The sequence below is a fragment of the Variovorax paradoxus genome, from assembly GCF_030815855.1.
Taxonomy (GTDB): domain Bacteria; phylum Pseudomonadota; class Gammaproteobacteria; order Burkholderiales; family Burkholderiaceae_C; genus Variovorax; species Variovorax paradoxus_M.
Genome location: NZ_JAUSXG010000001.1, coordinates 4,542,811 through 4,555,987, shown reverse-complemented (window position 1 = coordinate 4,555,987; position 13,177 = coordinate 4,542,811). Strand labels below are relative to the sequence as shown.

The 13,177-nt window shown below is 65.7% G+C and carries 10 protein-coding genes; 5 read left to right on the top strand and 5 right to left on the bottom strand.

Translation table 11 applies throughout. The features are described from left to right. Both QFZ42_RS21800 and QFZ42_RS21795 read right to left on the bottom strand, forming a co-directional pair. A complete protein-coding gene (locus QFZ42_RS21800) occupies window positions 1–216 on the bottom strand; it encodes a hypothetical protein (RefSeq protein ID WP_307702969.1) in 216 nt (71 codons plus the stop codon). A 97-nt stretch (window positions 217–313) separates the two neighbouring features. Beyond that, on the bottom strand, window positions 314–2,470 hold the full coding sequence (locus QFZ42_RS21795) for a copper-transporting P-type ATPase (RefSeq protein WP_307704285.1): 2,157 nt from the start codon (window positions 2,468–2,470) through the stop codon (window positions 314–316). Window positions 2,471–2,913: 443 nt separating this feature from the next. Between QFZ42_RS21795 and QFZ42_RS21790 the strand changes: the two genes are divergently transcribed. Next, a complete protein-coding gene (locus QFZ42_RS21790) occupies window positions 2,914–3,630 on the top strand; it encodes a carbonic anhydrase (RefSeq protein ID WP_307702968.1) in 717 nt (238 codons plus the stop codon). 76 nt (window positions 3,631–3,706) lie between these two features. Here QFZ42_RS21790 and QFZ42_RS21785 read toward each other — a convergent pair whose 3' ends face one another. Then, window positions 3,707–5,245, bottom strand: a complete 1,539-nt coding sequence (locus tag QFZ42_RS21785) for an amidase (RefSeq protein ID WP_307702967.1) — start codon at window positions 5,243–5,245, stop codon at window positions 3,707–3,709. 117 nt (window positions 5,246–5,362) lie between these two features. Further along, a complete protein-coding gene (locus QFZ42_RS21780) occupies window positions 5,363–6,346 on the bottom strand; it encodes a Bug family tripartite tricarboxylate transporter substrate binding protein (protein WP_307702966.1) in 984 nt (327 codons plus the stop codon). 175 nt (window positions 6,347–6,521) lie between these two features. On the opposite strand from QFZ42_RS21780, the gene QFZ42_RS21775 reads away from it, so the two are divergent. Both QFZ42_RS21775 and QFZ42_RS21770 read left to right on the top strand, forming a co-directional pair. Continuing rightward, entirely contained in the window at window positions 6,522–7,436 is a 915-nt protein-coding gene (locus tag QFZ42_RS21775) for a LysR family transcriptional regulator (protein WP_307702965.1), read from the top strand. Window positions 7,437–7,546: 110 nt separating this feature from the next. Then, window positions 7,547–7,924 (top strand): HU family DNA-binding protein, encoded by a 378-nt coding sequence (locus QFZ42_RS21770; RefSeq protein WP_307702964.1) that lies wholly within the window; start codon window positions 7,547–7,549, stop codon window positions 7,922–7,924. Window positions 7,925–8,021: 97 nt separating this feature from the next. On the opposite strand, the gene QFZ42_RS21765 is transcribed toward QFZ42_RS21770, so the two are convergent. Continuing rightward, window positions 8,022–8,930, bottom strand: a complete 909-nt coding sequence (locus QFZ42_RS21765) for a LysR family transcriptional regulator (protein ID WP_307702963.1) — start codon at window positions 8,928–8,930, stop codon at window positions 8,022–8,024. 166 nt (window positions 8,931–9,096) lie between these two features. On the opposite strand from QFZ42_RS21765, the gene QFZ42_RS21760 reads away from it, so the two are divergent. Together QFZ42_RS21760 and QFZ42_RS21755 are read left to right on the top strand one after the other, a co-directional pair. After that, window positions 9,097–10,182 carry a TRAP transporter substrate-binding protein gene (locus QFZ42_RS21760; protein WP_307702962.1) on the top strand — a complete coding sequence of 362 codons (1,086 nt, stop codon included), beginning with the start codon at window positions 9,097–9,099 and terminating at the stop codon, window positions 10,180–10,182. Beyond that, window positions 10,179–13,151 (top strand): bifunctional diguanylate cyclase/phosphodiesterase, encoded by a 2,973-nt coding sequence (locus QFZ42_RS21755; RefSeq protein WP_307702961.1) that lies wholly within the window; start codon window positions 10,179–10,181, stop codon window positions 13,149–13,151. Before QFZ42_RS21760 ends, QFZ42_RS21755 begins: the two co-directional genes overlap by 4 nt. Window positions 13,152–13,177: the final 26 nt, after the last annotated feature.

Below are 13,177 nucleotides of genomic sequence, written 5' to 3'. Positions count from 1 at the left end.
CTACGCGCTCTGGGCGTGGACAGGCTCGGCGCGCCGGCGAATTTCGCTCTGTAGCGCGCGCTGCCCCGATGCCAGCGCGGCTTCATACGTGTCCGCCGGATCGAAGGCGTCGCGAAGCACCTTGGGGTTCGCTCCGTCCGCATCCGTTTCGAGCAAGCGCCAGACAAATGACCCGAGGGCTGGCTCCTCGATGATGAGTTCGATGGGTTGTGTCATTGCCTCAACTTGCACAAACCAGGGGCGAATGTCTGTAGGCCGTTTTCGAATGCTGCGGGCCGTGCATTCGATTTGTAGCTCTTGCGATGTGAACTCTTCAATTGGACTTCCCGCCATCGCTTGCGGCGCGTAGCCGCAACGCATTGGCAATCACCGATGCCGAGCTCAAGCTCATCGCCAGCGCCGCGATCATCGGCGACAGCAGCCAGCCCGTGAACGGAAACAGCACGCCTGCGGCCAGCGGTATGCCGAGCGCGTTGTAGATGAACGCGAAGCCGAGGTTCTGCTTCATGTTGGCGATGGTTTTTTCGGAGACGATGCGCGCCTCTGCAATGCCTCGCAAGTCGCCCTTCACCAGCGTGACCTGCGCGCTGTTCATCGCCACGTCGGTGCCGGTACCCATGGCCACGCCGACGTCGGCCTTGGCGAGCGCGGGTGCATCGTTGATGCCGTCGCCGGCCATCGCGACGATGCGGCCTTCGCGCTGCAGTTTTTCGACCAAGGCCAGCTTGTCGGCGGGCTTGACTTCGCCGTGCACCTCGTCGATGCCCAGCCGCGAGGCGACGGCGCGTGCCGTGGTCAGACCGTCGCCCGTTGCCATGATCACGCGCATGCCCGATGCCTTAAGCGCCGCCAGCGCCTCCATGGTCGTGGCCTTGACGGGGTCGGACACGGCGAGCAGGCCCGCAGGCCGGCCGTCGGCGGCAAGGAACATGACGCTGGCGCCTTCGGCCCGCAGGGTTTCGGCCTGGGGCTTGAGCGCGTCGACGGGCACGCGGAGCTGATCCATCAGCGCGGTGTTGCCGAGAGCAAGCTTCTTGCCCCCGACGATGCCGCTCACGCCGATGCCGCTGCTGGATTCGAACTCATCTGCCGCGGTCAACGCCAGACCGCGTTCGCGCGCCGCCTCGACGATGGCGTGCGCCAGCGGATGCTCGCTCCCCTGGTCCAGGCTGGCGGCGAGGCGCAGCACCTCGTCCTCGGTGAAGCCGGGCAGGGACACCGCACGTTCGAAGCGCGGCTTGCCTTCGGTCAGCGTCCCGGTCTTGTCGACGATGAGCGCATCGACCTTGCGGAAGTTCTCGATGGCCGCCGCGTCGCGGAACAGCACGCCTTGAGTGGCGGCCTTGCCGGTGGCCACCATGATCGACATCGGCGTGGCCAGGCCGAGCGCGCAGGGGCAGGCAATGATGAGCACCGCGACCGCGTTGATGAGGCCATGGGTCCAGCTCGGCGCCGGCCCGAAGAATCCCCAGGCAAGAAAGGTCGCCAGCGCGATGCCGATGACGGCCATGACGAAGTAGCCGGCCACGTGGTCGGCCATGCGCTGCATCGGCGCCCTGGAGCGCTGGGCCTGCGCCACCATCTGCACGATGCTCGCGAGCACGGTTTGCGAGCCGACTTTTTCCGACTGCATCACCAGTGACCCGCTCGTGTTCAGCGTGGCGCCGATGAGCTTGTCGCCGACGCGCTTGGTCACGGGCAGCGGCTCGCCCGTGAGCATGGACTCGTCGACCGCGCTCGCGCCCTCGACCACCACGCCGTCCACAGGCACTTTTTCGCCGGGCCGCACGCGCAGCTTGTCGCCGACGTGCACATGCGCAATCGGAACGTCTTCCTCCACGCCATTGGCGCCGATGCGCCGCGCCGTCTTGGGCGCAAGGCCGAGCAGCGACTTGATGGCCGCGGAGGTTTGCGAACGCGCCTTGAGTTCCAGAATCTGGCCCAGCAGGGTGAGAGAAATGATCACCGCCGCAGCCTCGAAGTACACCGCCACGCGGCCCATCGACATGAACGAATCGGGGAACACGCCCGGTGCCACGGTGGCCACCACGCTGTAGACGAACGCGGCGGCGGTGCCCAGGCCGATGAGCGTCCACATGTTCGGGCTGCGGTTGGTGACCGACTGCACCGCACGCTCGAAGAACGGCCATCCCGCCCACAGCACGATCGGCACGGAAAGCGCCAGCTCGATCCAGCTTTGCGTGGCCATCTCGAACCACTGCAGCCTGTGGCCCGCCATGGCGAGCACGGTGACTGCCACGGTGAGCGGCAGCGTCCAGAGAAATCGCCGCTTGAAGTCGCGCAGCTCGGGATCTTCCTTCTCGTCCGCGTCGAGGCTCGGCATTTCGGGCTCCAGCGTCATGCCGCACTTGGGGCAGTTGCCGGGGTGGTCCTGCCTGATTTCCGGATGCATCGGACAGGTGTAGACCGTGGGCTGTCCGGCCGTCACCTCCGGCTCGGTTCGTGTCATCGGCGCACGATGGCCTTCGTGGGAATGGTGATGCGAATGGTGATGTTCTTTCGGGTTGGAACGCGTGTCGTTCATTCGAAATCTCCAATGAGAGCCCATGAAAATGCGCGCGCTGCGGGCGCATCTGCGGTCAGCCACCGGTCAGGCTGCTGTCCGGACAATCGCCAGTCTGAGGGTTGACATCGTGGCAAGGTCAAGCGTCATGCGGCCCATTGCATGACCGGCATCGATGCCCGGTGTCACCCGAAAGACCTGCACCCTCCGGATGTAAAACAAACGCGTCAAATATTGAGCATTGCGCAGGATTTTTTCTGCCGGTGCCCGAATTGCCACGCGTCTCCGGTGCTCTCTGCCGTAGGGTCTGCGGCCCATCTCACTCACAACTTCCCCCGGAATCTTTGCCCATGTCTCCTGCTTTTTCTCGCTGTCTTCTGAGCGTTGCTTTGCTCGCGACCTCGACGCTTCATGCCCAGACGCTCGACTACGACCATCAAGAAAGCTGGAAGGCGATTCACGACAGCGCCCAGTCGCCGATCGATATTCCCACCCGGGAGGCCAAGCCCGGCGATTCGCTCGAGCCGCAAGACATCCGCTTGAACCACGCCAACGCGAAGCTCGACGTGGTCGACAACGGGCATGCGGTGGAGGTCGAGGCCAAGGGGCCGGAGGCCATGATCCGCGGCCGGCATTTCAAGCTGGTGCAGTTCCACTTCCATGCCGAAAGCGAACACACGCTCGACGGCAAGCACTTTCCGCTCGAGGGCCACTTCGTCTTCCGCGCCGCCGACGGCCGCTTGGCCGTGGTCGGCGTCATGTACCGCGAAGGCCCGGCCAATCCGCTGGCAACCAAGGTCTTGGGTGCGCTTGAAAAGGACGGCCATGGCGAGTTGTCGCCAACCGACATCTCGGTGCTCCTGCCCAAGGACAAGGCCTACTACCACTACCTGGGATCGTTGACCACGCCGCCGCTGACGGAAAACGTCGAGTGGTATGTGCTGCAAACGCCGGTGTCGCTGGCACCGGCCCAGATCGCGCAGTTCCGCGCGCGCTACGCCCACAATAACCGCACGCTGCAGGAGCTCAACGGGCGTCCGCTGATCCGTTTTCCGGCGGCCTCCGTCGCAGCCACGGGAAACCGCGCAGCGACCGCCAGCCGCTGAACGTTCACGCGCCAAGGCCCTCGGTTCTTCTCGGAGCCGAGGGCTTTTCAGTTTTCGGCGCGGTCTTTCTTCCTTCTCAGACGGCGGAGACGCTGGAGCTGGCAGCCGCCGCGGGGGCGCCGCTGCTGCGTGAAGCCGGCGGTGTCTTGACGATGGATGTGAGCGCAGGCTCGGCCATGCGCAAAGCCGAAAGGTCGGGGCGCGGGCGGCGCAGTTGTGCATCGGCGGCGCATGCCATTTCCATGGCATGCGCCGCGCCCAGCACCTGGTGGTCGGCGCGGAAGCCACCCACGATCTGCAGCCCGAACGGCATGCCCGCGTGATCGGTGCCGCAGGGCAGCGAAAGCGCGGGATGCGTCGTCAGCGTGACGACGTACGTCAGTGCCAGCCAGCGGTAGTAGTTGGCCTGCTTCTCGCCGTTGATGCTGTCCGCGTACAGCTGCGTCCACGGAAACGGCGACACCGGCGTGGTGGGCGACAGGATCAGGTCGTAGTCGGCGAAGGTCGCCTGGAACCGCTTGATGAGCCGGGTCTGCTCGGCCTGCGCCCAGGCGCTGTCGAGCAGGCTCATCTGCGCGCCCATTTCGTAGTTGGCGCGGGAGTTGGGCCCCAGGCTCGAAGGATCGCGCTGGTAAGCCGCATGCATGCCGGCCACGAAGGCTTCGGCGCGCAGCACGTCGAAGCAGCGGTGCGCCTCGCCCAGGTCGAACGTCACTTCGTCGCACGACTTGAACAGGTGCCGCATGGCGTCGATCTTCCGGCGCATGGTGGCGCGGATGCCGTCATCCACGGCGCAGACGCCGAAGTCTTCGGTCCATGCCACCCGCAGCCTGCTGAGGTCGACGTCCATCGGTTTGAGAAAGGACAGCGGGTCCAGCGGGTAGCTCAGCGGGTCGCCCGCATGCATGCCCGCGGAGGCCGCCATTTGCAGGCAGGCGTCTTCGACCGTGCGGCCCATGGGGCCGACGACGGAAATCGGCGTCCAGCCCAGCAGCTTCCGCACGCTCGGCACGATGCCCGGCGAGGGCCGAAAGCCCACCACGCCGCACTTGGCGGCCGGAATCCGCAGCGAGCCGCCGGTGTCGGAGCCGGTGCACACCGGCAGCATGTCGCACGCCAGGGCCGCCGCCGAGCCGCCGGAGGAGCCTCCGGCATTCAGGTTGGGATTGAACGGATTGCCGGTGGCGCCCCACACCTCGTTGCGCGAATTGGCGCCCGCGCCCATCTCGGGAACGTTGGTCTTGCCCGCGACGATGGCGCCGGCCTTGCGCAGGCGGGCCACCAGCTCGATGTCTTCCTCGGGCACGTGGTCGCGGAAGATCGCGGAGCCCCAGGTGGTGAGCAGGCCCTCGGTGGGCTCCAGGTCTTTCACGCCCAGCGGCAGGCCATGCAGCAGGCCCAGTGCATCGCCGCGCATCACGGCGGCTTCAGCGGCCTTGGCTTCGGCCCTTGCGCGATCGAAGCAGGTGGCAGTCACGGCATTGACGAACGGGTTGACCCGTTCGATCTGTGCAATGCAAGCCTCCAGAAGCTCGACCGGCGAGACCGCCTTGCTGCCGATCAGTCGGCGCAGCTCGACGGCGGAATGTTCAATCAAATCGATGTGAGTGCTCATGTCGGTGGTTGTTCAAAAGGGCGCCAGTCCAGCGCACCCGCGGAACGGGCTTCGCCCGGCCGCCGGGTGCGCCCCCCAGTTGGGGGGAGGCGCCGAAGGCGCTTCGGGGGGCGTCACTCAATCGGAGGTGATGTTCGCGCGGGCGGCTACGGCGCGCATCAGCGGCAGTTCCTTGTTGATCAATTCGCTCACGGCGGCGCCGTTGCTGTAGGCCGGCTCCAGGCCCTGCGCGATCAGCTTGGCGCGGGTGTCGGCATCGGCGACGGTTGCGGCAAGCGCTTTCTCGAGCTTGGCCTTCACGTCGGCCGGCAAACCCTTCGGCGCCGACACAACCAGCCAGGTGTCCATGTTGATGTCGGGATAGCCGCTCTCGGCCATGGTGGGCACATCGGGCAACAGGGTGGAGCGCTTGGCCGTGGTCACCGCAATGGCCTTGATCTTGCCGCTCTTGAGCTGCGGAATGGCGGCGCTCACCGTGTCGATGCTGAACGGGACCTGCCCGCCCATCAGGTCGGTCATGGCCGGGGCGCTGCCCTTGTAGGGAACGTGCGTCATCTTCAATCCCGCGGCATTGAGAATGGTTTCTCCCGCGAACTGCGACGTGGTGCCGGTGCCGTACGACGCGTACGAATACTTTCCGGGCGACGCCTTCACGTAGTCCACGAACTGCTTGACGGTCTTCACCGGCACTTCGCTGTTCGCCAGCAGGATGAGGCCGACGCGGCCGACCAGGCCGATCTGGTCGAAGCCCTTGACCGGGTCATACGGAAGATTCGTACGAATCGCGGGGTTGACCGTGAACGTGGTGCCCGAGCTGACCAGCAGCGTGTAGCCGTCGGGCGCGGCCTTGGAGACATAGCTCGCGCCGATCACCGTTCCGGCGCCGGCACGGTTCTCGATGACGATGGGTTGGCCCAGTTCCTTGCCCAGGCGCTGGGCGATCACGCGCCCGTTCACGTCGGTGGCACCGCCGGGCGGAAAGGGAATCACGAGCGTGACCGGGCGCGACGGGAACCCCGTCTCCGCAGCCAGGGCGGCCAGCGGCGCCAGACCGAGGCAGGACAACAGCACCATGCGAGCCAGTGCGGGAAGGCGTTTCATGAAGAACTCCTGGAGAACAGCGGGGAAGCAGGCGAGGAAGCGACAAGCGCCGGGACGCCCGTGATTCCATCCTAGGAGCGCCGGACCGCTGCTACAAGCGCAATGTTTAGAATTGTGGATTGCCGTTTCGGCAATCAACGAGTCCGTTGGCCAACGCCGCACCCGGGGGAAATTCATGGCACTTCATGCGCTGCAGGAGACCGCCGTCCGGTACTTTCTGGAAGTGGTGCGAACCGGTTCGGTGAAAGAGGCCGCGCTCAAGCTCAACGTGGCGCCCTCCGCCGTGAGCCGGCAGGTGGCACGCCTGGAGCGCGAGCTCGACACCCTGCTGTTCGACCGCCATGCGCGCGGCATGGTGCCCAATGCCGCAGGCGAGTTGCTGGCGGCCCACGCCAAGCGGGTGCAGCAGGACATCGAGCGGGTTGCGAGCGACATTCAGGGCTTGCGCGGGCTGCGCAGCGGGCGCGTGCGCATCGTGAGCACCGAAGGCTTTGCCTTCGACTTCCTGCCCACGCTGATTTCGCGCTTTCGCCGCAAGCACGAGGGCATCCGCTTTCATCTCGAGGTCTGCTCGCCGAGCGACATCCCCGGGCGCATCCGCGACGGCGAAGCGGACGTGGGCATCACGCTGAGTTCAGTGCCCGAGCCCGGCATCCAGATCGAGCTGCGCCACCCGAGCCCGATCCTCGCCGTGATGGCCAACGACCATCCGTTGGCGGCGCAGCGGCAGTTGTCTCTGCGCCAGGTGGTGGCCTATCCGCTGGGGTTGCCGCCGCAGGACAGCTCGATCAGGCAACTGCTCGACACCAGCTGCAGCAGGCAGGGGTTGCAGTACGTGCAGGCCCTGTCCAGCAACCATGCCAATGCGCTCGTGAGCTTTGCGGCCGCGGGGGGCGGCAGCATCGCGTTCTACGGCGAGTTGTCGATCCGCACGCAGCTGAAGTCGAAGGCACTGGTCGCCATTCCGCTGAAAGACCGCGAGATGAACGAACGCCACCTCGAAGTCGAGACGTTGGCGGGTCGATCGCTGCCCGACGCGGGGAAGGCATTCGTGCAATTCCTCACCGATGCCATCAAGGCAAGCGCCTGAACGCAAAGGCCGGGCGCCCGCGTGCGCTACACTCCGCGCCGCTTGCAGTGGCCTCAGCCATTGCGCCGTCATTGGCAACATGACGAGAACAATCCAAAGGAAATTTTCAAGTGAACCGTATCGAACTGGTCGAAAAGATCGCCGCCGCCCATACCGTCAGCAAGGCCGAAGCCGCCCGTATTCTGGAAACCGTCACGGGTTCCATCATCGCCGCAGTGAAGAAGGGCGACCCCGTGCAGCTCATCGGCTTCGGAACCTTCAAGCAAGTGGCTCGCGCCGCGCGCACCGGCTTCAACCCGCAAGCCGGCGCCAAGATCAAGATCGCCGCACAGAAGGTGCCGAAGTTCGTGCCGGGCGCAGCGTTCAAGGCCGCCATCGACCCGAAGGCTGCAAAGCGCAAGGCCGACAAGGCAGCCGCCAAGCCCGTCGCCAAGAAGGCCGCACCGGCCAAGAAGGCCGCCGCTCCCGCCAAGAAGGCCAAGAAGTAAACAGCTCATGGCTCGCAGCCGCAAGGCTGCTTCCACGATCGGCGGCCCTTTGGGGCCGTTTTCTTTTTCCGTCCGCAAGAGCGAAGAGCCAGGGGCCTCAAGCCAGCGTGCCCAGCCGCGCAAGAATGAGGTCGTACAGCGTCTGCGCGGCCACCGAAAGGCTTCCTTCGCGGCGCTGCACCAGGTAGATGGTCCGGGTCAGGCTCGGCAGCGGCAGGGGCCGCGTCACCAGGGTCTCGCGCCGGAAATGAAACAGCGTGAGCTCCGGCACCACGCTGATGCCGATGCCCGCTTCCACCAGGCCCATCACGGTGGCCAGATGTTCGACCTCGAACACCGCGTTGAGCCGCAGCGGGTGCAGCGCCGCGTCGAGCGACTGGCGCACGCTGCTGTTGCGTGCCATCTGGACGAAAGGCCAGGGCGCCAGCTGCTTTGCCGTGAGCCTGGGTACGGCGGCCAGCGGATGGTCCTTGCGGCACACCAGGTGAAAGCGGTCGTCGCAGAGCTTGCGGCCGCGCAAGTCGCTGGCCGCGGCGGCGCCGGCCCCGGTGGCTGCCAACGCGAAGTCCGCCTGGTGGCTGCGCAACTGCGCGATGCAGGCATCCGAGAGTGCATCGTGCAGTTCGACCGTGATGCCGGGCCACTTGTGCATGAACTCGGCCAGGATGGCCGGCAGCCAGCCCGCGGCGAGCGAGGGCAGCGCCGCCACGCTCACGCGGCCCTTGCGCCGCTGTGCATGGTCGGCAAGATCGCCGACGGCGTCCTGCATGTCGTCCAGCAGGCGGCGCGCCGAGGGTTCGAACAGCCGGCCCTCGGGCGTGAGCTGCACGCTGCGCGTGTCGCGGTCGAACAGACGGGCGCCGAGCGTGTCTTCGAGCGTGCGGATCAGCGCGCTGAAAGCGGGCTGCGACAAATGGCAGGTCTGCGCCGCGCGCGTGAAGTTGCGCTGCTCGGCCAAGGCGGTGAACGCGCGCAGCTGGCGGCTGGAAAGTTCGGGCGCTGGCATCGATCTGGAATTTGGATGAGACACCCGGCGAGTCCGGGTTTGCGATGGTATCGCTGTGCGTTGCACGCAACGAGTGCGCGCGACTTTCCGGTTGGCAGAGACTGAAAACGAACGGTTCTGTAAAAAATTCCTGACCGGAGGCACAATCGGCATCATGATCCGGGGCATGACGACCGGCGAAGCACCTTCCACTTGGCAATGTGCCCTCTGGGCTCGTCTTGCCGTTCTTGTCCTGGCCTTCACGACCCTGAACAGCGAGGCTCAACAGCCCGCGCCCACGCGGCTTCGGATCGTGGGCGGACTGGCGAGCGTGAGCCAGTACACGCTTCACGAAGAACGCTTCTGGAGCCGCGATCTGGCCCGCCTGAGCGGCGGCAAGTACAGCGCGAGCATCGTCCCATTCAATCAGGCAGGCGTGCCCGGGCAGGAAATGCTCAACCTCATGCGGCTGGGCGTCATTCCGTTCGGCACCGCGCTGCTGACCCAGATCAGCAACGAATACCCTGAACTGGGTACGCCGGACATCGCGGGCCTGAACCCCGACATGCCGACGATGCGGCGGGTGATCGCCGCCTTCCGGCCTTATCTCGAAAAGACGCTGCGCGAGCGCCATGGCGTCGAGCTTCTTGCGGTGTATGTCTATCCGCCCCAGGTGATCTTCTGCAAGCGTCCGATGAAGCAGCTTTCCGACCTGGCGGGCCGGCGCGTTCGCGTGTCCGGCGGCACGCAGGCCGATTTCGTCCGCGCGCTCGATGCCGTGCCGGTCTTCACGGAGTTTTCCGAACTCATGGCCAACATGAATTCGGAGAACACCGAATGCGCCATCACCGGTGCGATGTCCGGCAACACGCTGGGTCTGCACAAGGTCACCAATGCCCTCTACACCATGCCCATCAGCTGGGGCATTGCCGCGTTCGGCGCCAACGTGGACGCCTGGAATGCGCTGCCTCCGGATCTGAAGGATCTGTTGAAAAACGAGCTTCCGAAACTCGAGGCCGCGGTGTGGGCCGAATCGGAGCGCGACACCGGTAACGGCATCGCATGCAATACGGGTGCTGCGGCATGCACCAAGGGCACCAAGGGCGCGATGGTCGAGGCACATCCTTCTTCCAACGACGAACGCCGCAGGCGAGAAATATTCGCCACGAGCGTATTGACGCGCTGGGTGCAGCGCTGCGGGGCCGTGTGTGCACAGGTCTGGGATCAGACCGTCGGCCCCGCCGTGGGCATCAAGGCGCCCGTCGCCCAGTGAACAAGCCGCTGCCCCGCCGCATCACCGCCTTCGTCTATGGCGTTGCGGCGCTGTTCCTCGGTGCCGTCCTTGCGGTGGCCGCGTTGACTATGTGGCAGACGTACGAAAAGGCCATTGCCGACAGCGAGAGCCAGGCCGCGCGTTTTGCCGGCACGTCGGAAGCCGCGCTGAACCGGAGCCTCCTGGCCGTGGACATGCTGCTGGCCGGCATGGGGCAGTTCCTGCGGAACGCCAGCGAAGACAGCATCGCGGCCGACATTGCGCAACCGGGAACCGCGCAATTGCTCGAAACCGTGGTCCGGCAAAGCCTGCTGGTCCGGTACGTCGCATTCCTGAATCCGGACGGTACGGTGGTCGCGTCATCCGACCGGCGAGGAGCGAAGCTGACGGTGCAGCTGCCTCCGGGCTTCCTGAAAGAAGTTCTGAACCGCCCGGGGTCCCTGCTGTCCATCAGCGCGCCTTCGGTCAGCCTGGCGACCTCGCAGCAGGTGCTGTACTTTGCGCGCGTGCTTCGGCTCGCAGACGGCGCCACGATCGTGGCGGTTGCCGAAGTCCAGGTGTCGATGCTCACCACCATCTTTACGCAGGGAGCCAATATCGATGGGCTCGAAGTCACGCTGGAGCGCGAGGGCGGCTCCTTGCTGGCCAGCATGCCGCCGCGCGACGACCTGGCCGGCCGAAAGATCGAACCGGCCTTGACGGAACAGGCCGGCGACGGCCAGCCGCGGCGCATGCTCTCGCGGCTCGGCGGCGTTCCCGCCATCGTCGTCGCCAGGCCGACGCTTCATCGAAACCTGCTGATCGTCGCAAGCATTCCGCTCGACGCCGCGCTGGAAGATTGGCGCCGCGAGCGCGATTTCATTCTGGGCGCGACGCTGGCGTTTGCGCTGATGATTCTGGTCGTGAGCTTTTTCGCCCATGCGCAGATGTGGCGGCAATGGCGCGTCCGGGCGGACCTGCTGCGCTCCAAGGCCACGCTGGACCAGGCGCTCGAATCCATGGCGGACGGCTTCGTGCTGCTCGACCCCGACGGCCGGGTGGTCACGTGGAACCGCCGCTTCGTCGACTACTTTCCCTGGGCGGAGAAGCTGCTGGCCCCGCAGGTGCCGTTCCAGCCCATCGACGAACAAAATGCGCGCCACCTGCAAGCCCACAGCGAGCAGGAACTCACCTTGCCGAACGGGCAGGCGATCGTTGCGGTGAAAAGCCCGACGCCCGACGGTGGCTTGGTGTGCGTCTATCGCAACGTGACCGAGAGGAGGCGCCACCTCGCGGACATTCTCGAAGGCAAGGCGCAATTGCAGGCCACGCTGGACGCGCTGCCCGACGTGCTGCTGGAAGCCGGCATCGATGGCCGGTGCTACCGCTTCCATTCGCCGCGCCGTCCCAAGCCCTCGATCAAGGTGCGAGAGCCGGTCGGCAAGTTGATGTCCGACCTGTTGCCGCCGAAAGCCGCCGCTGAAGTCATGGTCGCGCTGCGCGATGCATTCGAGTTCGGCTTTTCTTCGGGAAGGCAGTTCGAAACCAAGGCGCCCCGAGGCGCGCTCTGGTTCGAGATTTCGGTTTCGCGCAAGCTGGTCGGCGAAGGCGCCGACGCGCGGTTCATCGTCATCCTGCGCGACATCACCGAAAGCAAGCTGGCCGCCCGCGAGATCGAGCATCTCGCCTTCTATGACAGCCTGACGGGCCTGCCGAACCGGCAGCTCCTGCTCCATCGGCTGCAGGCCGCGGTCGACTCGAATGCCCGCCGCGCGCGGTACGGCGCGCTGCTGTTCCTGAACCTGGACGATTTCAAGACACTCAACGATGCGCTCGGACACGCCACGGGCGATGCATTGCTGAAGGAGGTGGCCGTTCGGCTGCAAGACAACCTGAGCGATGGCGGCACGGTCGCGCGGCTCGGCGGGGACGAGTTCGTGGTGCTGCTCGAGAACCTCAGCGAAGACCCGGCCGTTGCGGCGATGCAGGCCAGCGCGACGGGCGAAGCCATCCTCGCGGGGCTCAGCGAATCGTTCCAGCTCGCGGACCACGAATATCACAGCACCTGCAGCATCGGGGCCGTCGTCTTCAGCGCCGTGCACCAGCCGCTGGAAGATCTGCTGAAGCAGGCGGACATCGCCATGTACTACGCCAAGTCGGCGGGCGGCAATGCATTGCGCTTCTTCGAGGCCGCGATGCAGACCGCGATCACGGCCCGCGCAACGCTGGAGAGCGAGCTGCACGCGGCGCTGGCGGGCAATCAGTTCGTCCTGCACTACCAGAGCCAGGTGACGTCCGAAGGCCATATCGCCGGCGCGGAGGTCCTGATCCGTTGGCACCATCCGGAGCGTGGCATGGTGCCGCCCGTCGGCTTCATCGAGCTGGCGGAAGAAACCGGGCTGATCGTGCCCATCGGCATGTGGGTGCTCGAGACGGCGTGCGCGCAACTCGGACGCTGGAACCACGATCCGAAGCGCCGGCACCTGCAGCTGGCGGTCAACGTCAGCGCGCGCCAGTTCCGCAATGCCGATTTCGCGGAACGGGTCCGCGATGTGCTCCGCAGAACCGGCGCCGACCCGACGAAGCTCAAGCTCGAACTCACGGAGAGCCTGCTCCAGGACAAGATGGCGGAAACGGTCAGCAAGATGCAGCTGCTCGCCTCGATGGGCATCCGTTTTTCCATGGACGATTTCGGTACCGGTTATTCGTCGCTTTCCTACATGACGCAATTGCCGTTGGACCAGATCAAGGTCGACAAGTTTTTCGTGCAGAGCATCGGAACCGATCCGAAGGTCGAGTTGATCATCCAGGCGATCATCGGCATGGCCCGGAACCTGGAGCTCGAAATCGTGGCCGAGGGCGTCGAGACGCAGCAGCAGTTCGAGTTTCTCCAGGCGCACGGAAAAATGCTGTGCCAGGGCTACCTGTTCAGCAAACCCGTGCCGCTCGACCAGTTCGAGGCACAGCTGGACCTCGAGATGGCGGACTGACGCGGGCGACCCATCGAGTTCACGCG